The 24,200-nt window shown below is 53.3% G+C and carries 23 protein-coding genes; all 23 read left to right on the forward strand.

Translation table 11 applies throughout. The features are described from left to right. The first annotated feature begins 84 nt into the window (after positions 1-84). The 23 genes from PJE062_RS07815 to rpsO all read left to right on the forward strand — a co-directional run bounded on the left by PJE062_RS07815 (position 85) and on the right by rpsO (position 23,942). Positions 85-1,146: a hypothetical protein gene (locus PJE062_RS07815; RefSeq protein WP_008548267.1), complete on the forward strand. Its 1,062-nt coding sequence runs from the start codon at positions 85-87 to the stop codon at positions 1,144-1,146. A gap of 11 nt (positions 1,147-1,157) precedes the next feature. Further along, complete coding sequence (gene hslU / locus PJE062_RS07820; RefSeq protein WP_008548289.1) at positions 1,158-2,462, forward strand: ATP-dependent protease ATPase subunit HslU; 1,305 nt, start codon at positions 1,158-1,160, stop codon at positions 2,460-2,462. 93 nt (positions 2,463-2,555) lie between these two features. Further along, positions 2,556-3,050 (forward strand): universal stress protein, encoded by a 495-nt coding sequence (locus PJE062_RS07825; protein ID WP_008548304.1) that lies wholly within the window; start codon positions 2,556-2,558, stop codon positions 3,048-3,050. Between the two features lie 115 nt (positions 3,051-3,165). Next, positions 3,166-3,726 (forward strand): NifU family protein, encoded by a 561-nt coding sequence (locus PJE062_RS07830; protein WP_008548596.1) that lies wholly within the window; start codon positions 3,166-3,168, stop codon positions 3,724-3,726. Between the two features lie 131 nt (positions 3,727-3,857). Then, the gene (tsaB, locus tag PJE062_RS07835) at positions 3,858-4,538 is read left to right on the forward strand and encodes a tRNA (adenosine(37)-N6)-threonylcarbamoyltransferase complex dimerization subunit type 1 TsaB (RefSeq protein ID WP_008548511.1); all 681 of its coding nucleotides are present in this window, start codon (positions 3,858-3,860) and stop codon (positions 4,536-4,538) included. Further along, positions 4,535-5,020 (forward strand): ribosomal protein S18-alanine N-acetyltransferase, encoded by a 486-nt coding sequence (rimI, locus tag PJE062_RS07840; RefSeq protein ID WP_008548422.1) that lies wholly within the window; start codon positions 4,535-4,537, stop codon positions 5,018-5,020. The genes tsaB and rimI overlap by 4 nt, the downstream gene beginning before the upstream one ends. A 150-nt stretch (positions 5,021-5,170) precedes the next feature. Further along, positions 5,171-5,596 (forward strand): Fur family transcriptional regulator, encoded by a 426-nt coding sequence (locus PJE062_RS07845; RefSeq protein ID WP_008548754.1) that lies wholly within the window; start codon positions 5,171-5,173, stop codon positions 5,594-5,596. Between the two features lie 9 nt (positions 5,597-5,605). Beyond that, on the forward strand, positions 5,606-6,421 hold the full coding sequence (locus PJE062_RS07850) for a 1-acyl-sn-glycerol-3-phosphate acyltransferase (RefSeq protein ID WP_037036355.1): 816 nt from the start codon (positions 5,606-5,608) through the stop codon (positions 6,419-6,421). Positions 6,422-6,578: 157 nt separating this feature from the next. Then, the gene (miaB, locus tag PJE062_RS07855; protein ID WP_008548367.1) at positions 6,579-7,991 is read left to right on the forward strand and encodes a tRNA (N6-isopentenyl adenosine(37)-C2)-methylthiotransferase MiaB; all 1,413 of its coding nucleotides are present in this window, start codon (positions 6,579-6,581) and stop codon (positions 7,989-7,991) included. 48 nt (positions 7,992-8,039) lie between these two features. After that, positions 8,040-9,149 (forward strand): PhoH family protein, encoded by a 1,110-nt coding sequence (locus tag PJE062_RS07860; protein ID WP_008548763.1) that lies wholly within the window; start codon positions 8,040-8,042, stop codon positions 9,147-9,149. After that, positions 9,146-9,652 carry an rRNA maturation RNase YbeY gene (gene ybeY, locus PJE062_RS07865; protein WP_008548226.1) on the forward strand — a complete coding sequence of 169 codons (507 nt, stop codon included), beginning with the start codon at positions 9,146-9,148 and terminating at the stop codon, positions 9,650-9,652. Before PJE062_RS07860 ends, ybeY begins: the two co-directional genes overlap by 4 nt. Before the next feature lie 43 nt (positions 9,653-9,695). After that, positions 9,696-10,847 (forward strand): hemolysin family protein, encoded by a 1,152-nt coding sequence (locus tag PJE062_RS07870; protein ID WP_143111096.1) that lies wholly within the window; start codon positions 9,696-9,698, stop codon positions 10,845-10,847. A gap of 45 nt (positions 10,848-10,892) precedes the next feature. After that, positions 10,893-12,503 (forward strand): apolipoprotein N-acyltransferase, encoded by a 1,611-nt coding sequence (lnt, locus tag PJE062_RS07875; RefSeq protein WP_008548499.1) that lies wholly within the window; start codon positions 10,893-10,895, stop codon positions 12,501-12,503. A 237-nt stretch (positions 12,504-12,740) separates the two neighbouring features. Then, entirely contained in the window at positions 12,741-13,151 is a 411-nt protein-coding gene (locus PJE062_RS07880) for a helix-turn-helix domain-containing protein (protein WP_037036478.1), read from the forward strand. Between the two features lie 148 nt (positions 13,152-13,299). Then, positions 13,300-14,484: a methionine adenosyltransferase gene (gene metK / locus PJE062_RS07885; protein ID WP_008548292.1), complete on the forward strand. Its 1,185-nt coding sequence runs from the start codon at positions 13,300-13,302 to the stop codon at positions 14,482-14,484. A 66-nt stretch (positions 14,485-14,550) separates the two neighbouring features. Beyond that, positions 14,551-15,252: a tRNA (guanosine(46)-N7)-methyltransferase TrmB gene (gene trmB, locus PJE062_RS07890; protein ID WP_037036356.1), complete on the forward strand. Its 702-nt coding sequence runs from the start codon at positions 14,551-14,553 to the stop codon at positions 15,250-15,252. 244 nt (positions 15,253-15,496) lie between these two features. Continuing rightward, the gene (gene rimP / locus PJE062_RS07895) at positions 15,497-16,087 is read left to right on the forward strand and encodes a ribosome maturation factor RimP (protein WP_008548845.1); all 591 of its coding nucleotides are present in this window, start codon (positions 15,497-15,499) and stop codon (positions 16,085-16,087) included. 117 nt (positions 16,088-16,204) lie between these two features. Next, the gene (nusA, locus tag PJE062_RS07900; protein ID WP_008548691.1) at positions 16,205-17,923 is read left to right on the forward strand and encodes a transcription termination factor NusA; all 1,719 of its coding nucleotides are present in this window, start codon (positions 16,205-16,207) and stop codon (positions 17,921-17,923) included. Positions 17,924-18,053: 130 nt separating this feature from the next. Beyond that, positions 18,054-18,701 (forward strand): RNA-binding protein, encoded by a 648-nt coding sequence (locus tag PJE062_RS07905; RefSeq protein WP_083793233.1) that lies wholly within the window; start codon positions 18,054-18,056, stop codon positions 18,699-18,701. 7 nt (positions 18,702-18,708) lie between these two features. Further along, on the forward strand, positions 18,709-21,741 hold the full coding sequence (infB, locus tag PJE062_RS07910) for a translation initiation factor IF-2 (protein WP_008548673.1): 3,033 nt from the start codon (positions 18,709-18,711) through the stop codon (positions 21,739-21,741). A 147-nt stretch (positions 21,742-21,888) separates the two neighbouring features. After that, positions 21,889-22,329, forward strand: coding sequence for a 30S ribosome-binding factor RbfA (rbfA, locus tag PJE062_RS07915; RefSeq protein ID WP_008548288.1), 441 nt, complete (start codon positions 21,889-21,891; stop codon positions 22,327-22,329). A gap of 45 nt (positions 22,330-22,374) precedes the next feature. Further along, a complete protein-coding gene (truB, locus tag PJE062_RS07920) occupies positions 22,375-23,352 on the forward strand; it encodes a tRNA pseudouridine(55) synthase TruB (protein ID WP_008548626.1) in 978 nt (325 codons plus the stop codon). A gap of 320 nt (positions 23,353-23,672) precedes the next feature. Further along, positions 23,673-23,942 carry a 30S ribosomal protein S15 gene (gene rpsO / locus PJE062_RS07925; RefSeq protein ID WP_008548711.1) on the forward strand — a complete coding sequence of 90 codons (270 nt, stop codon included), beginning with the start codon at positions 23,673-23,675 and terminating at the stop codon, positions 23,940-23,942. The last annotated feature ends 258 nt before the right edge of the window (positions 23,943-24,200 follow it).

Raw genomic sequence — 24,200 nt, forward strand, 5'->3', positions numbered from 1 at the left:
TCAGGACACTTTTAGATCAGCTTAAATTGCTAAGCCGAGGATACTTGAAGTCTTTACGTCCCATTTGGATTTGACGAGGATCTGATGATAACAAGAGCATCCCTTACCGGAGCCGTCTCCGCAGGAATTATCAGCGCAGATCAAGCTGATAAGCTCGTCTCCTATTTATCTCTTCAAGCCGCTAACCTTCAGAAGCAGCAGGATCAGGAAAACACGCACGATCCCGAAGAGGTCCGTTTCACACGTGGCTTTCATGACATCTTCATCAGCCTCGGAATTCTGATTGTCTTTGCTGGCTATGGCATTGGCCTAGGGGAACCTTTGACACAAGGCGGCCTCTCAACAGCAGCTGTTGCCGGTGCTGGAGCAATCATCTCATGGGTGCTGGCTGAGTGGTTCACCAAGATCAAGAAACTCGCTCTGCCATCCATTCTGCTGACGGGAATTTTCGGCGGTGCCATCGCCCTTGTTGGCTTTGGCCTGTTCACGCCCTCAGTCTTGAACGATGAGTCTGAGGCTGTTCAGGTCATCCTGAGTTCAATCTTTGCTCTCGGTGGTGCATCGCTGTTCTACTGGCGCTTCAAAGTGCCAATCACGCTGACGGTGATTGTTGCCGGGATCATGGGCATGATCGTTGGCGTCCTGACCTACGTGACTGACACGCAAATCCTTGATTACCTCTCATGGGTATCTCTGGTCTGCGGTCTATTCGCTTTCGCTTGCGCCATGTACTTCGACACCAAGGACACGCGTCGCGAAACACTAAACACGGACAAAGCCTTCTGGCTTCATCTGCTTGCAGCTCCACTCATCGTGCACTCAATCCTGAGCGGCATGTATTTTGAGGAGCTGACAGAAACCTACGCAGTGGTCTCTATTGCAGTTGTGCTGGCATTTGGCGCGGTTGCCCTCGTTATTGATCGCCGTGCAATGCTGGTTGCAGCGCTGAGCTACCTCGGCTTTGCATTAGCCTATTTGCTGGAGTCCGCTGACTTTTCAGCATCGCAGTTGACTGCTATCTCCCTTGTATTGCTTGGGAGTTTTGTATTGCTGCTCGGTTCGGGCTGGAACGTGGCGCGACGGATCGTCATGCGCCCTCTTGCAGGAACCACACTCGCTACATATCTGCCACCTATCCGGAACTAGAAAGTAAGAAAATGACAAATTTCTCTCCACGGGAAATCGTTAGTGAACTTGATCGCTACATCATCGGCCAGCATGATGCTAAACGCGCCGTAGCAATTGCGCTGCGCAACAGATGGCGCCGTCAGCAGCTGGATGAAGAGCTGCGCGAAGAAGTTCAGCCAAAGAACATTCTCATGATTGGTCCAACCGGTGTTGGTAAGACTGAGATCTCCCGTCGTCTGGCTAAACTTGCGAATGCTCCTTTCACAAAAGTTGAAGCTACCAAGTTTACCGAGGTCGGCTACGTCGGTCGTGATGTAGAACAGATCATCCGCGATCTGGTGGAATCCGCTATCGCACTGGTGCGCGAGCAGAGCCGTAAAGACGTGGAAGCAAAAGCGCATGTTCTGGCGGAAGAGCGTGTTCTGGATGCGCTGGTCGGTGCCAATGCGAGCCCTGCCACACGCGACACATTCCGCAAGAAACTGCGTGAAGGTGATCTGGATGAGCGTGAAATCGAAATCGAAGTTCGCGCCAACCCACAAATGCCAAGCTTTGATATCCCTGGCATGCCAGGCAGCAGCGTAGGTGTCATGAATATCTCCGACATGCTGGGCAAAGCATTTGGCGGTCAGACCAAGCCAAAGCGCACCAACGTCAAAGACAGCCACAAAGTGCTGTTGGCGGAAGAGTCCGACAAGCTGCTCGACGAAGAAAAGATCGTTCAGGAAGCAATCGCACTGGTCGAGAACTCCGGTATCGTGTTCCTCGACGAGATCGACAAGATTTGTGCGAAGGATGGCCGCAACGGCGGCGACGTATCTCGTGAAGGTGTTCAGCGCGACTTGCTGCCACTGATCGAAGGTACCGTTGTCTCCACAAAGCATGGTCCGGTGAAGACAGACCACGTTCTGTTCATCGCGTCTGGTGCATTCCATGTGTCCAAGCCATCTGACTTGCTGCCAGAGCTTCAGGGCCGTCTGCCAATCCGTGTTGAGTTGAAGGCACTGACGAAAGAAGACTTCGTCAAGATCCTGACAGACACAGAAGCGAGCCTCATCAAGCAGTACGTTGCTCTGATGGGTACAGAAAGCGTGACCATTGAGTTCACCGATGACGCGATCGACGAAATCGCCACCATCGCAGTAGACCTGAACGCGACTGTCGAGAACATCGGTGCTCGCCGCCTGCAAACAGTGATGGAGCGCGTGCTTGACGAGATTTCCTTCGCCGCTCCAGATAAGTCTGGCGAACAGGTCACTATTGATGCTGCCTATGTGAAATCCAATGTCAGCGAACTGGCCAAGAACGTCGATTTGTCTCAGTTCATCCTCTAACTGACTCAAAAATCAGTCGGAAAAAGAAAACCTAGCGGAATGTGGCAAGGAAAAATACTTGCCGCATACCACCTCAAGTGGCAGCATGCCGACATGGTAGCTATTCGCAAAAGTAATGAAGAAGGTCACCACCGCAAATTTCTGGTCGTTGTAGATGATACACCAGAATGTGGTCGAGCCATCGTTTATGCCGCAAAGCGTGCAGCCCGCACCGGCGGTATTGTTCTCTTGCTCTACGTTATTGCACCGGGAAATTTCCAGCATTGGCTAGGGGTTGAGGACATCATGCGCCAGGAAGCGCGTGATAATGCAGATACAATTCTGGCAAAAGCTGCTGAAAGAGTAAGAGCTGCGGCAAGAACAGAACCTGAGCTGGTCGTTCGCGAAGGCCATCAGTCAGATGAGATCATCGCCCTGATTGAAGAAGACGCAGACATTGCGATTCTCGTCTTGGCAGCAGGAACCAGCAAGGAAGGGCCAGGCCCTCTTGTTTCATCCATAGCGGGTAAATCGGCAGGTACATTCCCGATCCCGACAACCATCGTGCCAGGTAATTTGGACGATGATGCACTGGATGCTCTTGCCTGATCAGGTTTACCTATCATATAGAACTGAAAACAGTCATTGCTGAAGCGTGAAGTAGTGTAAACTGTGCTGCGACTGCTTAAGAATACTCTTTGGCATAAAAATCGGAAACAAAACCATGTTCATTCAGACCGAAGCGACACCAAACCCGGCAACCCTGAAGTTTTTGCCTGGCCGCGTAGTATTGCCGGAAGGCACGCGCGATTTCCGCTCGGCAGAAGAAGCCGCTATCTCGCCGCTGGCTGAGAAGCTTTTCTCTATTCCAGGTGTTGTTGGCATCTTCTTTGGACATGACTTTATCACCGTCACCAAGGATGAGACTGACTGGCAGCATATGCGCCCGGCCATTCTCGGTGCGATCATGGAAAACTTCATGGCCAACACCCCAATCCTCAAAGGTGAGGAAACTGGTGACGGCGACATTGGAGAAGAGTTCTTCGACGCAGAAGACGAGGAAACCGTAACCATGATCAAAGAGCTCCTCGAAACCCGTGTGCGCCCTGCCGTTGCTCAGGACGGTGGCGACATAACATTCCGGGGATATCGTGAGGGTATCGTTTATTTGAGCATGCGCGGCGCGTGTGCGGGTTGCCCATCCTCAACCGCAACTTTGAGCCATGGCATCCAGAACCTCATGCGGCATTTCATCCCAGAAGTTCAAGAAGTTAGACAAATGTAGTTTTTGCTAATGTAATTCTTCTGAAATGGGGCAGCACCAGCTGCCCTTTTTGTTGCAAGGCCTAAAAATACTCCGGGTGTTAAACGAATTGGTTGCTCGACAATCAGCTGCCCTAACGATAAGCCGAACTTATGAAGTTGCTTGCTATTGATACCGCACTAAGTACCTGTGCTGCCGCCGTTTTAACTGATGACGGTGGAACATCGGATATTGTCTCCCAATGCGAAGATCTCGGCCGGGGCCACGCCGAGCGCATCATGGGCATGGTTGCGAGTGTCATGACGGACTCCTCGACCACCTTCAACTCGCTGGACCGCATTGTCGTCAATGTTGGCCCTGGCAGTTTTACCGGTTTGCGTGTCGGCCTCTCCATCGCCCGCGGCTTTGGGCTGGTGCTTGAAAAACCGGTTGTCTCCGTAACAACATTGGCCGCAATCGCACACGAAGCTTTGGACGCTGCTCCTGTCAGAAAACCAATTCTGGTAGTTCTCGATGCGCGCCGTGATGAAGTGTATTGTCAGAATTTCGATGAAACTGGCGCCCCAATCGGTGAAGCCCGTGTTTCAACCGTAAAAGATCTTGCTCACTCGCTGGACGACGAAACAATCCTCGCAGGCTCTGCTGCGCAGGCTGTTGCCAATGCTGCCGGGATTGATAAATCCCGTGTTTGCAACGATGCAGCCGCTGCATCGATTGACTACATCGCCAAGCTCGGTAAAGGTGCTAAGCGTCAGGACAAAGCGCCGATGCCACTTTATCTGCGTGCCCCTGACGCTGTTCCGGGTGAGAAAGGAAAGGTTCGTCGTCAATGAAGTCCTGGTGGACATCAGAAAAGCCTCCGGTAATCGAGCGCGCTGAGAAAGACGACCTGCCTAAACTGGCGAAACTTCATGCCGAGTGCTTCAAGCAAAACTGGGGCACTGCAGAACTCACCACAATCTTCGAGCAGAAGGGAGTTTTCTTCCTGTCTGCCCGCACATCCGGCGTAACTGGCAAAACCGATCTGGGGTTTGTCGTTATTCGCTCGATTGCTGGTGAAGCAGAAGTTTTGACCATCGCGGTGTCTCCCAAAAAACAAAACAAGGGAATAGGGCGAAAACTTATGGAAGCTGCCATCTTCCAGCTCTACTCTGATCGTACCGAAGCACTGTTCTTGGAAGTGGACGACACCAACGACTCTGCGCTGAAACTCTACAAAAAACTGGGTTTCAAGCAGGTTGGAGAAAGAAAAGCATACTATGCGGCTAGCGAAGGCAGTGGAACAGCGCTTGTTATGCGTTGCGATCTCCTTTAAGCGACACTACGCATGTGAGACGAGGCTTTTAGCTCACGCTCAAAGCGCGCTACAGTGAAACTGGTTCTTTTCTCTCACAGTTTTGGGAGCTAGGATACCGAAGCAGACTGATATTGTGGTGCCTGCGTGATTTTGAGGAATATGGGGCAAATGACGGCAGAAGAAAAAATGACGCTGATTGAAATGTGTGCTCACAAAGGCATGCGAATGACAGAACAGCGCCGCGTGATTGCTGATGTAATTCAGTCTGCTGAAGATCACCCTGATGTGGAGGAGCTTTACAGAAGAGCTTCCCAGATCGATCCAAAGATCTCCATCTCAACTGTTTACCGCACAGTGAAGCTTTTCGAAGATTCCGGCATCATTGAACGTCACGACTTCCGCGACGGTCGCTCCAGATACGAAACCGTATCTGATGAGCACCACGATCACCTGATCGACCTGCGCTCTGGCGATGTGATCGAGTTCCGCAGCGAAGAGATCGAAAAGATGCAGGAAGAAGTCGCGCGCAAGCTGGGCTTTAAACTGGTTGATCACCGTCTGGAGCTCTACGGCATTCCGATAGACGAAAAATAGAGGCCGAGCATGGCAACTGTCAGAGCAGTTTGCATAATCGCCGCACTAACGATCGTTACGCTGGCCCTCATTCCCCCTCAGTGGGTCGCAATGAAGCTAGGCTGGCCGGTTCAGCGGCAATTTCCTCTGCTCTGGCACAAAGCAGCCTCCCGCCTGATAGGACTGCGCGTCCACCAACACGGACAAATGGCGTCCGAACGCCCTCTTCTCGTCACCGCCAATCACTGTTCATGGCTGGACATCGTGGTTCTGGGCTGTACGAAACCACTCAGTTTCATTGCAAAATCTGAAGTTGCCGGCTGGCCGATCTTTGGCCTCTTCGCCAAGCTCCAGCGGACCGTATTTGTCAATCGTCAACGAAGATCCGATACAGGCCGTGTAGCTCAGGAAGTCGCTAAGCGCATGGCGCAGGGCGATGCCATGGTGCTGTTTGCGGAAGGAACCTCCAGCAATGGCAACGAGGTGCTGCCTTTCCGCTCGGCGCTCGTGGGAGCCGTTCACCACGCAATGAATGTAGGAGATGAGGAGGTTGCCTATGTGCAGCCGCTTTCCATCGCCTACACGCGCCTGCAGGGCATGCCAATGGGCCGCTTCTGGCGCGCCCATGTTGCGTGGTACGGAGACATGGAACTCGCAGGACATCTCTGGTCTGTCATCAAAGAAGGTGGACTGGACGTTGATTTGACGTGGGGTACGCCTGTCCCAATCGAAAAAGCGACTAATCGCAAGCGCTTAACGCGTGATTTGGAGGAGCAGGTCAGAGGGATGACCATTGAAGCATTGCAGGGAAATCTTCCCAAACAGCAAGAGCAGGTCCAAGCCTGATCAAGTCTAGGCTTCTCTTTCTGTGAAAAACAGAGTAAAGCTCTCCAAAATTCTGAAAATGACGAGCTGGCGCTGCTGATAAAAAGAGCAGATGCGCTCGAGTTGCCGGGCATTGCAAGAAGAAGATAACCCGGCTGCAGATCCACTCGAGGATTTAATGGATAACCTAGTAGACCACGAAAACCAGAGCCAATCCGACAACGCAACGGAGGCGCTCGAGAAAACCGAAGCGACCCGTAAGGTCTTCATCAAGACCTATGGCTGTCAGATGAACGTCTACGATTCCGATCGTATGAACGATGCCCTGAGCAACGATGGCTACGAAAAAACTGAAAATCCGGACGATGCGGATCTAGTTATCCTGAACACCTGCCACATTCGCGAGAAAGCGGCAGAAAAGGTATACTCCGAACTTGGCCGTATTCGTAAGCTCAAGGAAGAGAAAGCCAAAGACGGCAAGCAGATGATGGTGTCTGTTGCTGGCTGTGTGGCTCAGGCCGAAGGTGCCGAAATCTCCCGCCGTGCGCCTGTTGTCGACCTCGTTGTTGGCCCTCAGTCCTACCATCGCCTTCCAGAGCTTCTGACACGTGCCTCCAATGGCTCAAAGGTCGTTGAGACCGAGTTCGATATTCAGGACAAGTTCAAACACCTCGCAACGCCTTCCAAGGAAGCTGTTCGCAAGCGTGGCGTTACCGCGTTCGTGACCGTTCAGGAAGGCTGCGATAAGTTCTGCACCTTCTGCGTGGTGCCTTACACCCGCGGTGCGGAAGTGTCCCGTAAAGTGGAACAGATCGTCATGGAAACCGAGCGTCTGGCTGCTGCCGGTGTTCGCGAAGTGACACTGCTCGGCCAGAACGTCAACGCATGGCATGGTGAAGGTCCGGATGGCCGTGAATGGGGTCTCGGCGAACTCCTGTTCCGCCTTGCAAAAATCGACGGTATCGAGCGCCTGCGCTACACCACATCCCACCCACGGGATATGGAAGACAGCCTGATTGCTGCTCACCGCGACCTCGACATTCTGATGCCTTACCTGCACCTGCCAGTTCAGTCTGGTTCCGATGCAATTCTGAAGGCAATGAACCGCAAACACACCCGCGATGACTACTTCCGCCTGATCGACCGCATTCGTGAAGCGCGTGACGATATTGCCCTTTCTGGTGACTTCATCGTTGGCTTCCCGGGTGAAACCGATCAGGACCACAAAGACACATTGGATCTGATCCGCCGTGTCACCTACGGTTCTGCATTCTCCTTCAAATACAGCCCGCGCCCAGGCACACCGGGTGCTACATTGGAAGAGCAGATCGACGAGCAAGTGAAGTCTGAACGCCTTGCAGAGCTGCAGGAGCTGCTCAGCACGCAGCAAAAAGACTTCAATGCGTCATTGATTGGCAAAACAATTGATGTACTGTTTGAAAAGGAAGGCCGCAGAGAAGGCCAGCTTGCAGGTCGTTCACCTTGGCTCCAGCCTGTTCATGTAAATGCACCTCTGGACCTGTATGGTGAAATCAGATCAGTAGAAATTGTCGCTGCCAGCGCAAATAGTCTGGAAGGTCGCCTTGTTTAAGTGCATGATGCTCCCAGATTCTCGCGTAAAGGCGAACGGAGGCATTATTTGAAGGGCAAAGCCCAGACAACGTCCGCTTCAAGGACGGCCATGCGCCCCATTGCGGCATCTGATATGATGCATGTGGTGTTGGCATTCGAAGACAACAGACTGGTAAGTGATCTGTTCGGTCAGTTTGACCAGAACCTGGCGCTGATTGAACAGCGTCTGGGTGTTGAAGCGATCGCTCACGGCAATCAGGTCACCATTCGTGGCAACAAAACCTCCACAGAGCAAGCCAAGCTTGCTCTGGAGTCGCTGTATACGCGGCTTCAGGGTGGCCACGACATCACACCCGGCGATGTAGATGGAGCGATCCGTCTGGCAGAAGTGGCTGAAGCTCAGCTTTCTCTGCCAACGATGGAACCGAAATCCCGCATGGCATTTGCGCAGATTGCAACACGTCGTAAGACGTTGGTTGCCAGAACTGCTGCGCAGGATGCCTATATTCGGGCAATGGACCGTTCTGATCTGACCTTTGGTGTGGGACCAGCCGGTACAGGTAAAACCTTCCTCGCCGTTGCCTATGCAGCAGCGCTGTTGGAACGTGGCGAAATCGATCGCATGATCCTGTCTCGCCCTGCTGTTGAAGCAGGCGAACGCCTCGGTTTCCTGCCGGGTGACATGAAGGATAAGGTCGATCCATACCTGCGTCCGCTCTACGACGGCCTCAACGAAATGATGGCGCCGGAAAAGCTGGAGCGTGGCCTCGAAAGCGGCATGATTGAAGTAGCGCCCCTCGCATTCATGCGCGGTCGTACGCTCTCAAACGCGATCGTCATCCTTGATGAAGCGCAGAACACCACATCCATGCAGATGAAGATGTTCCTGACGCGATTGGGTGAAAACTCCAAGATGATCGTCACGGGTGATCCGAGCCAGGTCGACTTGCCTCCGGGCCAGATGTCTGGTCTGCGTGAAGCATTGAAGATCCTCAGCGGTGTCGAAGGTATCTCGCGCGTAGACTTCACAGAGAGTGATGTTGTGCGTCACGAACTCGTGGCCCGCATCGTAGGCGCTTACGACAATGAGAGCCGTCGCCGGTTGGAAGCCAAAGAACGCAGACAGGCTGAAGACGCTGCAGCCAAAGAAAACGAAGAGCAAGGCTCCAAAGAATGACAACGGCTTGCCCGGTACACATCGACCTGCTGATTGAAGCAGGCGATTGGGAAAGTGAAGAAACACTGGAAGCGATTGCCGAAAAGGCAATCGCCGCTGCTTTCGCAACAAGTGACCTCTCTGTAATAGAAAACACAGAAGTCTCCCTCGTCTTCACCGATGATGCTCATATTCAGGAACTGAATAAGATGTGGCGTCAGAAGGATAAACCGACGAACGTCTTGTCGTTTCCGGGAGATGATAGCGAAGAGCCACCATTCGGCCCGCTATTAGGTGATATTATTATTGCAAATGAGACGGTAAAGCGCGAAGCTGTAGAGCTTGGGATTCCATTCGAACACCATTTAATTCATCTTATTGTTCATGGAACCCTTCATCTTTTTGGATATGATCACCAGATAGATGAGGAAGCGGAGGAAATGGAAGCGGAAGAACGCCTGATTTTGGCGAGCTTACAAATCCCTGATCCATACAAAGATGCGCCACTATCGGCAGATAAATGATACCCCGGCACTCACAGTGAATGCAGGGAACAACGAGAGAGAGATGAACCCGGAACCTCGAAGTACAGAAGGTGCAAGCACCTCCGTTCAGGCTGAAACTGCAGAGCCTGCAAGTAGTACCGGCACAGCCGTCGCCGAAGATACCTCTGAGCCACAAGCGATCAGGCCTGGTGTGTGGACCAGGCTGAAATCAAAACTGAATCCGTTTAGAGGTTTCCGTAAAAGCGCGGCCGTTTCATTGCGCGAAGACCTGGAAGATGAGCTCGCCCGTGACAGCGAAGGCGCTGATGCTGCCTTCACGAAGGAAGAGCGCGAGCTACTGACCAACATCCTCCAACTGCGCGAATCTCGTGTTGAAGATGTTATGATCCCGCGTGCCGATATTGAGGCCGTGGAAGACACCACCACAATCGGTGAAGTGATGGCCCTGTTCAAGGCTTCCGGTCACTCCCGTATGCCGGTTTATCATGACAATCTGGATGACCCTCGGGGCATGGTCCACATCAAGGACCTAATGTCCTACTTCGTTGAACTGGCTGTAAAAGCCAAGAAATCCGAAGTCCCGTTGACCCTGGTGAAACCAGAGAAGAACGCCTCGGAAAAGACAGCAGAAGAAAAGTCTCTGCTGGATCTGTCTTGCGTTGACCTGTCGACGCCGCTCAACGTCACCGGTTTGATCCGCCCGTTGCACTTCGTTCCTCCGTCCATGTCTTCCTCTGATTTGATGAAGAAGATGCAGGTCACCCGCGTGCAGATGGCACTGGTGATTGACGAGTATGGCGGAACAGACGGTCTCGTGTCCCTCGAGGACATCGTTGAGACCGTGGTTGGCGATATTGAAGACGAGCATGATAAGGACGAAGAAGAACTTATCATGAATGTCAGCCCCGGCGTTTGGGTGGTTGATCCTCGAATTGATTTGGAAGATCTTCAGGAAGAGCTTGGAGCAGACTTCAAACTCGGCGAAGAGCAGACGGAAGAAGTGGACACCCTTGGTGGTCTCCTGTTCTCCATTCTGGATCGGGTGCCGGTTCGTGGTGAGTTGATCATCGACAGGAGCCTTCCGGCCTTTGAATTCGAAGTGATCGATGCGGACCTGCGCCGTATCAAGCGTCTGCGCATTTCCAAGCGGAGAACAGACCAGCGCGTTGCGGTTCAAAGAATACGCCCGCGCCGGCCTGAAGCTGCAGAATAAGCGTCGTATTGCTGATTTTAAAATTTTGATTTTCGGGAGTGGGGAATGGTCTCTGCCATTGGTAACGCTCGAACTCTGATAAACAGTATTCGGGAATTATCAGGGTGGAGACGCGAATTGCTGGCCTTCGTAGCCGGTTTGGCTTCAGCCTTTGCATTCCCTCCCTACGGCGCGTTCCCTGTTCTCTGGGTGACACTGCCACTTCTGATCTTCCTTCTCGATGGTGTCAAAGAACGCGCAGCCGAACGCCGAAAAGCGCGCTTTGCGGCCTTCTTCCGCACGGCTTGGGCGTTCTTCTTCGGGTTCTTCCTGATCGGATTATTCTGGATCGCGGAAGCGTTCCTCGTCGACGCCAAAAGCTACGGCTGGATGATCCCGTTCGCTCTGGTCATTCTGCCCGGTGGTCTGGCTCTAATCCCTGCCATCGTCATCGGCGCCGCGTCTTTGTTCTGGACGAGTGGCGTTTCCCGCATTCTGGTGTTTGTGGTTGCCCTTGCGCTTTCCAATTGGCTGCGCGGACACATCCTGACAGGCTTTCCATGGAACGTCTGGGGCTATGCATTTGCCGATAACCTGACTCTGATGCAGAGCTTCTCTGCCCTCGGTATTTACGGCGTTGGCTTCCTCGTTCTCCTCGTCTTTTCCATGCCTGTGGTCCTGTTCGACCAAGGGCGCAAAGCTGCCGTCGTCTATATCTCTGCGTGTGCGGTGGTGTGGGCTGGCGTGGTTGTATACGGAACGAATAGGTTGCAGGCCCCGCAACAGTCGGTTGAGGGGCTTCGGGTACTTGTAATACAACCCAATGTACCTCAGGCGGACAAGTGGAAGCCCGAAAACCGACAAAGGCTTCTCCCACTCTATCTGCAGCAGACACAGCAGGCTCTGGCAGAGATGGAGCGGGTCGGTGAGACCCTGATCTTCTGGCCTGAATCGGCTTTCCCATTCCTTCTGGATGAGCAGCCAGGGGCTCTGGAGGCCATCGGAGCCACACTTCCCCAAAATACTATGTTGATTACGGGTGGTATTCGCAGAGAACTCTCAGGGAACCAGAATCGCTTTTTTAACAGTACTTTTGTTGTATCAGACGAAGGTGCACTCATAGATATCTATGACAAAGTGCGGCTTGTTCCCTTCGGAGAATATTTGCCAATGCGCTGGCTTTTGCAATCCATTGGTGTGGAGCGTCTGGTTCCTGCGCCAGCAGACTTCACAGCGGCAGCTCGGCACAAGAAAATAGATTTAAAAAATTCATTTAGTTTCCAGCCTCTGATTTGTTATGAGGCGATCTTCCCGCAAACGGTCCTCCCGGAATCCGAGCGGCCTAACTTGCTCGTAAATCTAACAAATGACGGATGGTTTGGCGAAACAGCCGGTCCGTATCAGCATTTGGCGCAGGCAAGAATTCGAGCAGTTGAACAAGGCGTGCCGTTAGTGCGAGCTGCAAATACTGGTATTTCCAGCCTAGTAGATTCCAATGGTAGAATACTCGCAGAAGTTGTTCTAAATAAAAAAGGTAGTTTCAATAGTGAATTGCCTGAAATACTAAGGCCCACGCTTTACGTGAGGGTGGGTGATTCAATTTTTTGGGGAATTATTCTAGTAGTTGTTAGTCTCCTATTGGTGATGGAGAAATTATTACCTACCCGTAGAGATTGACGAATGCACGCAAATGTCGTCATCTAATACACGTAAAGGTTTTCACCATGATCGTCAGATCTGGCCTCAAAAAAACCTTATGGGCCTGCCATCGATGCCTCTGTGAGAGGTTGTTTTGGCAACTGTCGAAATGCAGGTTTGATGAATTGCGTTCTTGCGAGAGTCGCTGCATTGCGCTCCCGTTTAAATAAAAACCCACGGTAAGGCACCGTAAAAAACCAAAGAAGAGGGCCTTTGATAATGCCCAGCAAAAAAGCACCAAACCCTATCGATGTTCACGTCGGCAGCAGAGTACGCTTGCGCCGCATGATGCTTGGCATGAGTCAGGAAAAACTTGGCGAGAGCCTTGGCATTACATTCCAGCAGATCCAGAAGTACGAAAAAGGGACAAACCGGATTGGTGCAAGCCGCTTGCAGCACATTGCGACCATTCTGAAAGTGCCTGTCGCCTTTTTCTTTGAAGATGCACCGGGTACCCCGGATGAGACCCCAGGCGTTGGTGATAACCCACAAACCACCTACGTTGTCGACTTTTTGTCATCTTCTGATGGTTTAGCTCTCAACAAGGCTTTCGTTCGCATTGAAAACCCGAAAGTCCGGAAAAAGGTTGTAGAGCTCGTGAAGAGTATTGCTGGGGATGAAGATTAAGTTTGTGATCCGTAAATTTTCGCAATTCTCTGGCAATTTTGATCTAAATCTCTTGACGTAATCGACATTCCTTGTTTGATGTAACACCAGAAGCGACGGATATGCCGTCGCTTCAATTATATATTTCTTCCCAGAAGGACGTTTGCCAATGGCTCGTCAGAACTACGTGTTCACGTCGGAATCGGTTTCAGAAGGCCATCCCGACAAAGTCTGCGATCGCGTTTCAGATACGATCGTAGACGCATTTCTAAAGGAAATGCCAGAAGCCCGCGTGGCTTGTGAAACGCTTGCAACAACGAACAAGCTCGTTATCGCAGGTGAAACCCGCGGCCCGGCCACTCTCACAAAAGAGTATTTGGCTCACATCGCCCGCCTTGCTGTAAAGGACATCGGGTATGAGCAAACCGGCTTTAACTGGAAAGACCTCGACATTCAGGTTCTTTTGCATGGCCAGTCCGCAGATATTGCTCAGGGCGTAGACGCCTCCAGCTCTAAGGACGAAGGCGCCGGCGACCAGGGCATCATGTTCGGTTACGCATGCCGCGAAACTGAAGAGCTGATGCCAGCTCCGATCTTGTACTCTCACAAGATCCTGCGTTTGCTGGCAGATGCACGCAAATCCGGCAACGAGCCAATGCTTGGCCCGGACGCGAAGAGCCAGGTTTCCATCCGTTATGAAGATGGCAAACCAGTAGAGGCAACATCCATCGTGCTGTCCACTCAGCATCTGGATGAAACCATGACATCTGATGATGTGCGTGCTGTTGTTGAGCCTTACATCCGTGCGGCTCTGCCGCGTGACTGGGTGACCAACAACACCATCTGGCACATCAACCCAACCGGTAAGTTCGTAATCGGTGGTCCTGACGGCGACTGTGGTCTCACAGGCCGTAAGATCATCGTAGACACCTACGGCGGTGCTGCCCCACACGGTGGCGGTGCGTTCTCCGGTAAGGATCCAACCAAGGTTGACCGCTCCGCAGCCTACGCTGCACGCTATCTCGCGAAAAACGTTGTGGCTGCTGATCTGGCTGACAAATGTACCATTCAGCTGTCCTATGCGATTGGTATTGCCGAGCCGCAGTCCGTGTTCGTGAACCTGCATGGCACAGGCCGTGTTGAAAGCGAGCGCGTTGAAGCTGCGATCCGCGAAGTCATGAGCTTGACCCCGCGCGGCATCCGCGAGCACCTTAGCTTGAATAAGCCAATCTACGCACGTACAGCAGCCTACGGCCACTTCGGTCGCGAAGCTGAAATGGACGGCGGTTTCTCCTGGGAGAAAATCGACCTTGTCCATAACCTGCGTGATGCTGTAGAGAAAGCCTACGCTTAACCTCTAACGCTAGAGAATAAACAACTGGCCGGGGCAACCTCCGGCCAGTTTGTATTTATGAGAACGATGGTAGATCACTACAAAGGCTCCTTTTTCGGCCGCCGCGTCGGAAAGCCAGCAAGTCCGAGACAGTCGCAATTGCTTGAGGAGGTCCTGCCAACAGTGGCATTGGACCTGACACAGACGCCTCCTGAAAACTTGGCGGACCTGTTCCCCGTGCCAGTCAAAAGCGTTTGTCTGGAGATCGGGTTCGGTGGTTCCGAGCACCTCATTCACCGCGCCAGAGAAAATCCTGAGATTGGCTTCATCGGGTGCGAACCATTCAGCTCCGGCATCATCAAGGCTGTCACCAGCATCGAAGCGCATGGCCTCAAGAACATCCGCCTTTATGATGACGATGCAGGCAAACTGCTCGACTGGCTCCCAGCTGCGTCACTGGACATGGCCTACCAGCTCTATCCGGATCCATGGCCGAAGAAGAAACACTGGAAGCGCCGCTTCGTGAACCAGATCAACCTGACGCGCATCGCGCGGGCGTTGAAGCCGGGATGCGAATATCGATTTGCCAGTGACATCGACACCTATGTGGACTGGACCCTGTCGCACTGCCGCAAGCATCCTGCCTTTGAATGGAGTGCCCAGTGTGCTGCCGATTGGCGCACCCCGTGGCACAATTGGCCGGGAACACGTTATGAGCGCAAGGCACATCGTGAAGGCAGAATTGGCCGTTACCTGACATTTTTACGAGTTGAAGAGACGAAAACCTAAAAGCATCTTGCTTTTGTCTGCTCTCATCTTTGATTTTCTGTTGCATACAGTGGTCAAATGACTATATTGCAGAGCAAGAGTTCTCTATCGGCTCAGTTAAGAGCATTGAGGAGTGGGCCCCGAAAGGACCCGCTCTTTTTTATTAGCTAAGTCGGTATTGATGCCTGACTGTCGAAAATCAGGTATCCGAAAATAACTGCCAAAGACACGAAGTATGTCTTTGCATTAAGACGATAGGTACCAAGTGGACGAAACCGATCCCCGGATTGTAAAGGAAAAGGGTCTTGAGGCCCGCGTAGCTGAAATTGTCGAGCCGGTCATTGTTGATCTGGGCTATCGGCTGGTGCGCATCCGTGTAAACGGAAACAATGGCTGCACCCTTCAAATCATGGCAGAGCGCCCGGACGGGACGATGGCTGTTGAAGATTGTGAAGAAATCAGCCACGCAGTTTCCCCGGCGCTGGACGTGGACGACCCAATCTCCGGTGCCTATCATCTCGAAATTTCATCTCCAGGTATCGACCGCCCGCTCGTACGCGCTGGCGACTTCGAACGCTGGGTCGGACATGTTGTGAAAATCGAAATGTCTGTGCCGCAAGCTGGGCGTAAGAGATATCGTGGACACATCATCGGTGTGGAAGAGGGTAATGCTGTCATCAGAATGACCGACGTACAGGAAGGTCAGGACGAAGCAGCGCATCTTCCGCTGGATGAGATCGGGTCAGCCGTATTGGTTCTGACCGATGAACTGATTGATGCGGCTCTAAAGGCCGACAAAGCCGCAAAAGCAGCCCGTGGGGAGCCTACGGACGACGACAGTTACCTCAATCACTGATTAGCTGTTTGTGTTGCGCAAGGGGTATGGGCGGTTCCGGTTTTAAGAGAGCCACCCTTTTGTTTTGATGTTCCTGCTGGTGTGAAGAAAGCAGGGCGTGGAAGGAGTTGACGAGGAATGGCTATCAGCGCAAACCGTTTGGAGCTGCTGCAGATCGCTGATGCGGTTGCCCGCGAAAAGTCGATCGACCGTAGTATCGTGATTGCTGCTCTTGAGGATGCAATCCAAAAAGCCGCTCGCTCCCGTTATGGCACCGAGACTGAAGTTCGTGCCGAGATTAATCCGAAAACCGGTGAAATCCGCCTCCAGCGTTTGCTGCAGGTTGTTGAGGTTGTCGAAAACATCTCCACCGAGATTGCTCTGGTTGATGCGCAGGAGCGCAACCCGGACGCAACCATCGGTGATTTCATGGCAGATCCACTGCCACCGCTGGACTTCGGTCGTATCGCTGCTCAGTCCGCGAAGCAGGTTATCGTGCAGAAAGTGCGCGAAGCAGAGCGTGACCAGCAGTACGATGAGTTCAAAGACCGCATCGGTGAAGTGCTCAACGCAGTTGTTAAGCGCGTTGAATACGGCAACGTTGTTGTCGACACCGGCAAAGGCGAAGCTATCGTTCGTCGCGACGAGCTGATCCCACGCGAAATCTTCCGCAATGGCGATCGCATTCGCGCACTGATCTTCGACGTACGCCGTGAACAGCGCGGTCCGCAGGTGTTCCTGTCCCGTACACACCCTCAGTTCATGGCTAAACTGTTCGCGCAGGAAGTGCCAGAAATCTACGACGGTGTTATCGAGATCAAAGCAGTTGCTCGTGATCCGGGCTCCCGCGCTAAGATCGCTGTTCTGTCCAACGATGGTTCCATTGATCCGGTTGGCGCGTGTGTTGGTATGCGTGGTTCCCGTGTTCAGGCAGTTGTTGGCGAACTTCAGGGCGAAAAAATCGACATCATTCCTTGGAATGACGATGCAGCGACCTTCATCGTGAACGCACTGCAGCCTGCTGAAGTTGCTAAGGTTGTTCTCGACGAAGACTCCGAGCGCATCGAAGTTGTTGTTCCTAATGATCAGCTGTCTCTGGCAATCGGTCGTCGTGGTCAGAACGTGCGTCTGGCATCTCAGCTCACCGGCTGGGGCATCGACATCATGACCGAGGCTGAAGAGTCCGAGCGTCGTCAGAAAGAATTCCAGATCCGTTCCGATCTCTTCCAGAACACCCTGAATGTTGACGAGATGGTTTCTCAGCTTCTCGCATCAGAAGGCTTTACTTCTGTAGAAGAAGTCGCGTACGTTGACATCGACGAAATCTCGTCCATTGAAGGCTTCGACGAAGAAACAGCCGACGAAATCCAAGCTCGTGCACGTGAGTACCTGGAAGAACAGGAAGCTAAACTCGCAGAAGAGCGTCGTCAGCTTGGCGTTTCCGAAGAGCTGGTTCAGGTCCCTGGTCTTACATCCGCGATGCTGGTCGCACTGGGTAAAGACGAAATCAAAACCATGGAAGACCTTGCAGGTTGTGCAGCTGACGATCTCGTCGGTTGGACAGAGCGCAAGGATAAAGAAACCATTCGCGTGGAAGGTACTCTGAGCGGTTTTGATCTGTCTCGCGCTGATGCGGAAGCGATCGTCATGTCCGCCCGCGTTGCTGCTGGCTGGATCTCTCCGGAAGACCTCGTTGAGGTTTCCGAGGAAGAGCTGGAAGTCGAAGAAGGCGAATTTGAAGGCGACGAAGAATCCTTCGAAGCTGAAACAATTGACGAGACTGCGGTTGACGCAGACGAGGAATTGGCGCAAGAGAGCGGTGCAGAAGACGCAAAAGGCGAGCAGTCCTCTGAATAATCTGTAGCCGCTTGACTGCAGAAAAAAGTTTTATACGGGGGTGTGTTGAAATTGCAGCAGAAGCCTGCAGATTTCTACATCCCCGTAACTGAATGAAAAATAACAACAATAGTTGGGTTGGGAAAACGAAGTGCCGAGAAAAAATGAGCCGCCAGAACGTACCTGCGCTGTAACGCGTGAAGTTCTACCGGTGACAGAGCTTCTCAGATTCGTTATGGCTCCTGACAAAACTGTTGTAGTTGATGTGAAAGGCACCCTCCCGGGACGTGGGGTTTGGGTGACCGCAAAGAAGTCTGTCTTGCAGGAAGCGATTAAAAAGCGCGCTTTCTCGAGAGGCTTTAAGGAGCAGGTTAACGCTGAAGAAGGTTTGGCCGACCACACTGACGAACTGCTGGAGCAGGCAGCTCTGGGCGCACTGTCCATGAGCCGAAAAGCTGGCAACCTGATTGTCGGCTATTCGAAAGTCGAGGCTTCTCTCAAGAAGGAGAGTGTTCTTGCTCTGGTGCACGCCACTGATGCCTCTGAAGATGGTGTGCGTAAGTTGGCGGCCGTAGCCGCTTCTAGATTTGGCAAGGTGGATCGTCTCAGCGTGATCCGCCTGTTTACCTCGGATCAGATGAGTACGCATCTGGATCGGGAAAACGTTATACATGCTGTACTGCTGGCCGGCGAGGCGGGCAGAAACTTCGTGAAGCACGCGCAACGCCTTGCGCAATTCCGGGATGTTTCTGCTGGGGCTGACGACGACGGTACAAAGGGTGCAGTGACGCAGGACTGAAGGCAATATGAGCGATACCAAAAACAACCACGACAATCCCGCCGGCGGGGAAAAGAAAACGCTGGGCCTCAAACGCGGAGGCAGTGTTGAGAAGGGCACTGTTAAGCAGAGCTTCTCCCACGGCCGCTCCAAGGCAGTCGTCGTGGAAAAGAAGAAGCGCCGTGTAGTTGTACCGGGCCAGGAAGGTTCCGCTGCATCTGCAACTCCTGCTTCTCCTGCGGCCTCCACAAGTCGCACTGAAAAGCGTCCAGCTCAGGATCGCGGTCCTCAGCAGGCACGTCGCGGTGCTGGCGATGCTCAGAAGCGTGGTGAAGCTGCTGGTCGCGGTGGCAACCGAAACAACAACCAGCGTGGCGGTCAGCGTCGTGGCGGCAATGGCGGCCAGGGCGGTGGTGCAGTCCTCAAAACCTTGACCAAGGGCGAAGCAGACGCACGTCTCGCAGCGCTGAAGATGGCAAAGGTACGTGAGGTCGAAGACCAGAAGCGTCGCGTTGAAGAAGCTAAGCGTCAGGAAGAACTGGCACGTCAGCGCGCAATTGAAGCTGAAAAGCAGCGCGTAGAAGACGAAGCTCGTGCAAAGCGCGAAGCTGAAGAAGCTGCAGTGCGTGCAAAAGCTGAAGCAGAAGCGAAAGCAAAGGCTGAAGCGGAAGCAAAGGCAAAAGCTGCTGAAGCTCCAAAACCAGCTCAGCGTGAAGAGCGTCCAGCTCGCGGTGATCGTCCACAGCGCTCCGGCGACCGTGGTGACCGTCCTCAGCGTTCTGGTGACCGTCCGCATCGCGGTGGCGATCGTGGCCCTCGCCCTCAGGGTGAGCGCGGCCCTCGTCCAGGCGGTGATCGTGGTCCTCGCCCAGCTGGCGATCGTGGTCCTCGCCCTCAGGGTGATCGTGGTCCGCGTCCAGGTGGTGATCGTGGTCCTCGTCCAGGTGGCGACCGTGGCCGTCCACCAATGCGTGATGGCAAGCCTCCACGTCTCGACGGTCCACGTCCAGGCGCTCGTCCGGGCGGTGCACGTCCAGGCGCAGCAGCTGCTCCAGCTGAGAGCATGGAGACTGGTAAGGCAAACACCAAGAAGATGGCTCTGAAGCCGGTAACCCGGAACAAGAAGCCAGAGGCTCCTAGCAAACCTAACCGTGGCGCAGGCGACGATCGTCGTAAGTCAAAACTGACAATCACCCGCGCAACCGGTGACAACGAGGGCCGTAGCCGTTCACTGGCTTCCATGCGCCGTCGTCGTGAGAAGGAAAAGCGTCAAGGTCAGCAGAAGGTAGTTCGCGAGAAGGTAGCACGTGAAGTAACACTGCCTGAAGCGATCACCATTCAGGAACTCGCACAGCGTATGTCTGAGCGTGCGGTTGACGTGATCAAACTGCTCATGAAGCAGGGCCAGATGATGAAGATCAACGACATCATCGACGCCGATACTGCTGAACTGATCGCAGAGGAAATGGGCCACACCGTTAAGCGTGTTTCTGAGGCGGATGTTGAAGAGGGTCTCTTCACCATTGAAGACGATGAAACAACACTGGTAAGCCGTCCTCCGGTTGTGACCATCATGGGTCACGTTGACCACGGTAAAACCTCGCTTCTCGATGCACTGCGTAAGGCAAACGTTGCTTCTGGCGAAGCTGGCGGCATTACACAGCACATCGGTGCATACCAGGTTGAGCAGAACGATCAGAAGGTCACCTTCATCGATACTCCTGGTCACGCCGCATTTACTCAGATGCGTGCACGTGGTGCCAAGTCCACCGACGTAGTTATCCTCGTGGTTGCTGCGGATGATGGTGTGATGCCACAGACCAAGGAAGCGATTGTTCACGCAAAAGCTGCTGGCGTTCCATTGATCATCGCGATCAACAAAATGGACAAGCCAGGTGCTGATCCATCCCGCGTTCGCAACGACCTTCTCCGCGAAGACCTCGTTGTAGAATCCATGGGTGGTGACGTGATCGACGTGGAAGTTTCCGCAAAAGAAGGCACCAACCTCGACAAGCTGATCGAAATGATCCTGTTGCAGGCTGAAGTTCTTGAGCTGAAAGCGAACCCGAACCGTACAGCTGAAGGTACCGTAATCGAAGCCAAGCTCGACAAGGGCCGTGGTCCGGTTGCAACCGTTCTGGTTCAGAAGGGTACGCTGAAAGTTGGCGACGTTGTAATCGCTGGTTCCGAATGGGGCCGTGTCCGTGCAATGCTCGACGAGAACGGCAAGCAGGTTAAGGAAGCTGGTCCTTCCAAGCCGGTTGAAGTTCTTGGCTTCCAGTCCACACCATCCGCTGGTGACATGGTTGCAGTTGTCGAAAACGAAGGCCGCGCACGCGAGATCTCCGAATATCGTCAGCGCCAGAAACGCGATCAGATTGCAGCACGTATTGCTGGGTCTCGTGGTTCTCTGGAAGCAATGATGAAGGGCTTGCAGGAAGAAGGCAAAAAAGAATTCCCGCTCATCATCAAGTCCGATGTGCAGGGTTCTGCCGAAGCAATCCAGGGTGCTCTGGAAGAACTGGGCAACGACGAAGTCGGTGCACGTGTTGTTGCAGCATCCGTAGGCGGTATCACCGAGAGCGATATCACTCTGGCGATTGCCTCCAAAGCTCCGATCATGGCGTTCAACGTTCGTGCAAACAAACAGGCTCAGGAAGCCGCACGTCGTGAAGGCGTAGAAATCCGCTACTACAGCGTGATCTACGATCTCATCGACGATGTGAAGTCCACCATGTCTGGCATGCTTGCTCCAGAGCGTCGCGAAACCTTCCTCGGCTACGCAGACATCAAAGAAATCTTCAACATCACCAAAATTGGTCGTGTTGCAGGTTGTCTGGTCACCGAAGGTGTGGTTCAGCGCGGTGCACAGGTTCGCTTGCTGCGTGACAACGTTGTTGTTCACGAAGGTGAACTGGGCACACTGAAACGCTTCAAGGACGAAGTTAAAGAAGTTGAGTCCGGCGTTGAGTGCGGCATGAACTTCACCAACTACAAGGATATGCGCGTCGGTGACGTCATCGAGTGCTTCCAGGTAGAAGAGATTGCACGCTCTCTCTGATAAGAGCTGAGTTCAATCTAAAAGCATTCAGTAGCGCCGGCGGGGTCAACTCCGTCGGCGCTCTGCTGTTACAAGAGCGAGTGACTGCAAGCGGCATGAAGGCGATCAGCGCGATGCAGTGCAACTCTGAAATAAAAAGAGAAAACAATGGCAAAAGCACGCGATGAATTTGCAGGCCAGCCGTCACAGCGCCAGTTGCGTGTAGGTGAGCTTGTCCGCAAAGAACTCTCAGATATCCTGATACGCGGTCAGGTAAGTGACCCGGATCTGGATGGTGTAATCATCACCGTACCTGAAGTTCGCATGTCGCCAGACCTGCGTTGGGCAGACGTTCTCGTCATGCCAATGGGTGGTCGCGATGTAGAGGTCGTTCTTGAAGCCCTCAAGCGTAATGCAAAGTACCTGCGTGGTCAGGTCGCTCGCCGTGTCACTATGAAGTACACCTGTGACCTCCGCTTCGTAGCAGACACCCGCTTCGACGATGACGATCTCATCACCCGTCTGCTCCATGAGCCAAGCATCCGCAAAGACTTTGCTGATGGCGGCATTGATGACGAAGACGATCAGGGTGAAGACGACCGCGATTAATCGCCGTCGTTCTCACACAGATTTTACGAATAAGAGCTGAGAAGTATGGCGCGCAGACAGCAGCGACGTAGACCCCGTTTCCCGGTAAACGGATGGCTTGTTCTGGACAAACCTCTGAACCTGACCTCCAACGACGCGTTGGGTCAGCTGAAGAGAATTTTCCATCCTGAAAAGGTTGGACACGCAGGAACCCTTGACCCGCTCGCAACTGGCTGCCTGCCGATTGCCTTCGGTGAGGCGACCAAAACCGTTCCTTACATCATGGATGGCCGCAAGGTGTACCGTTTCGAGGTCACTTGGGGCACGCAGACCACTTCTGACGATGCTGAGGGTGAGCCGGTCAAAACCTCTGATGTCCGCCCGACACAGGACGAGATCCTCGCGATCCTGCCTGAGTTCCGTGGTCGGATTGAGCAGGTTCCACCAATCTTCTCCGCAATCAAAGTCGACGGCAACCGTGCTTACGATCTGGCGCGTGATGGCGAAGACGTGAAGCTGGAAGCCCGTGTGATCGAAGTCCACCGTCTGGATCTCGTCGAGTACATCGATGAAAACCGCGCGGTGTTCGAAGCTGAGTGTGGCAAGGGCACCTATGTGCGCTCTCTGGCCCGCGATCTCGGCGAGCGCCTCGGAACATGCGGCTACGTCACCGACCTGCGCCGACTGCTGGTTGGACCTTTCGGCGAAGAGCAGATGGTTACGCTGGATGAGCTGCGCGCAGCGAAGGAAGCGATGATGGTAGAGGTGGAAGAAGGCGAAGAGCCTCCTGTCCTCAACCCGCTCGAAAACGCTGAGCTGATTGGCTACATCAAGCCGGTTGAAACCGCCCTGCACCAGTTTGCCGAAGTGCGCATCACCGGCGATGCTGCCGCAAAAGTGAAGCGCGGCAACCCGGTTCTGCTGCGCGGCGCGGATGCACCGATTGGCCCGGAAGAGATCTATGTGGTCTCAGGCGGCAAACTGATCGCGTTTGGCGAAGTCTCCAAAGGCGAGTTCAAGCCGAAGCGGGTTTTCAATCTTTAAGCGCAGTGCTTGATGGTTATGCCCGCAATTACAACAGAATATGACAGGTGATTGCGGGAAATTTTCCGTAATCACTGGCCGAAATCAGAAAATAACTCTCATTGGGTCTCTGGCTGCAACCATCTCAAGATTCTTCTGGTTTTTTGAGAGTTTTTCAGTCATAGTCCCGCCGCTGGGAAGCAGACGCTTGCCCGGCCAACATGTGTTGGCCTGACCCTGCTAGACGACATCTTGGCACGGCCCGAGTTCAGCACATGGCTCTGTAACAGAGCACATTCAATAAGATGCAGCTTCGGCTGCCATTAGATAAGGAAAAATCGATGTCGATTACGCCTGAAAAAAAAGCAGAACTGATCAAGGAATTCGCTGTCAAAGAAGGCGACACCGGATCTCCAGAAGTACAGGTTGCTATCCTGACTCACCGCATCACTGTTCTGACTGAGCACTTCAAGGGTCACAAGAAAGACAACCACTCCCGTCGTGGTCTTCTGAAAATGGTTTCTCAGCGTCGTAAGCTGCTTGACTACGTCAAGGGCAAAGACGTTGCTCGTTACCAGTCCCTGATTGAGCGTCTGGGCATTCGTCGCTAAGACGAAGAATTTGAAGCGCGGCAGCGAAAGCTCGCCGCGTTTTGCTTACTCCCTCTTATTTCCGAGGTATCTCTGGAAAATGCGGGAGGTATAGTCTGGCGGAGGAAGGCCTCTTCCAGAATTTATGCAGGCGAATGGAGACCTGGCAGGATTGCCAGAAGCTCGCAGCGCTCCTCCGAAAAGTGAAAACCGGTTTTCGGATAAAGCACGCGCAACAAACACAGAGCTTCTTGCTGTCTTGCCTGCAATCGTTCGACC

This window comes from Pseudovibrio sp. JE062, from assembly GCF_000156235.1.
Taxonomy (GTDB): Bacteria; Pseudomonadota; Alphaproteobacteria; order Rhizobiales; family Stappiaceae; genus Pseudovibrio.

What these genes read in the sequence shown, in the direction of transcription:
- PJE062_RS07825 (WP_008548304.1), top strand. Translation starts at nt 2,556, where the DNA reads ATGGTAGCTATTCGCAAAAGTAATGAAGAAGGTCACCACCGCAAATTT.
- PJE062_RS07870 (WP_143111096.1), top strand. Translation starts at nt 9,696, where the DNA reads ATGAACCCGGAACCTCGAAGTACAGAAGGTGCAAGCACCTCCGTTCAG.
- hslU (WP_008548289.1), top strand. Translation starts at nt 1,158, where the DNA reads ATGACAAATTTCTCTCCACGGGAAATCGTTAGTGAACTTGATCGCTAC.
- PJE062_RS07815 (WP_008548267.1), top strand. Translation starts at nt 85, where the DNA reads ATGATAACAAGAGCATCCCTTACCGGAGCCGTCTCCGCAGGAATTATC.
- metK (WP_008548292.1), top strand. Translation starts at nt 13,300, where the DNA reads ATGGCTCGTCAGAACTACGTGTTCACGTCGGAATCGGTTTCAGAAGGC.
- rimI (WP_008548422.1), top strand. Translation starts at nt 4,535, where the DNA reads ATGAAGTCCTGGTGGACATCAGAAAAGCCTCCGGTAATCGAGCGCGCT.
- rbfA (WP_008548288.1), top strand. Translation starts at nt 21,889, where the DNA reads ATGGCAAAAGCACGCGATGAATTTGCAGGCCAGCCGTCACAGCGCCAG.
- nusA (WP_008548691.1), top strand. Translation starts at nt 16,205, where the DNA reads ATGGCTATCAGCGCAAACCGTTTGGAGCTGCTGCAGATCGCTGATGCG.
- truB (WP_008548626.1), top strand. Translation starts at nt 22,375, where the DNA reads ATGGCGCGCAGACAGCAGCGACGTAGACCCCGTTTCCCGGTAAACGGA.
- ybeY (WP_008548226.1), top strand. Translation starts at nt 9,146, where the DNA reads ATGACAACGGCTTGCCCGGTACACATCGACCTGCTGATTGAAGCAGGC.
- trmB (WP_037036356.1), top strand. Translation starts at nt 14,551, where the DNA reads ATGGTAGATCACTACAAAGGCTCCTTTTTCGGCCGCCGCGTCGGAAAG.
- tsaB (WP_008548511.1), top strand. Translation starts at nt 3,858, where the DNA reads ATGAAGTTGCTTGCTATTGATACCGCACTAAGTACCTGTGCTGCCGCC.
- miaB (WP_008548367.1), top strand. Translation starts at nt 6,579, where the DNA reads ATGGATAACCTAGTAGACCACGAAAACCAGAGCCAATCCGACAACGCA.
- lnt (WP_008548499.1), top strand. Translation starts at nt 10,893, where the DNA reads ATGGTCTCTGCCATTGGTAACGCTCGAACTCTGATAAACAGTATTCGG.
- PJE062_RS07845 (WP_008548754.1), top strand. Translation starts at nt 5,171, where the DNA reads ATGACGGCAGAAGAAAAAATGACGCTGATTGAAATGTGTGCTCACAAA.
- rpsO (WP_008548711.1), top strand. Translation starts at nt 23,673, where the DNA reads ATGTCGATTACGCCTGAAAAAAAAGCAGAACTGATCAAGGAATTCGCT.
- PJE062_RS07830 (WP_008548596.1), top strand. Translation starts at nt 3,166, where the DNA reads ATGTTCATTCAGACCGAAGCGACACCAAACCCGGCAACCCTGAAGTTT.
- PJE062_RS07850 (WP_037036355.1), top strand. Translation starts at nt 5,606, where the DNA reads ATGGCAACTGTCAGAGCAGTTTGCATAATCGCCGCACTAACGATCGTT.
- infB (WP_008548673.1), top strand. Translation starts at nt 18,709, where the DNA reads ATGAGCGATACCAAAAACAACCACGACAATCCCGCCGGCGGGGAAAAG.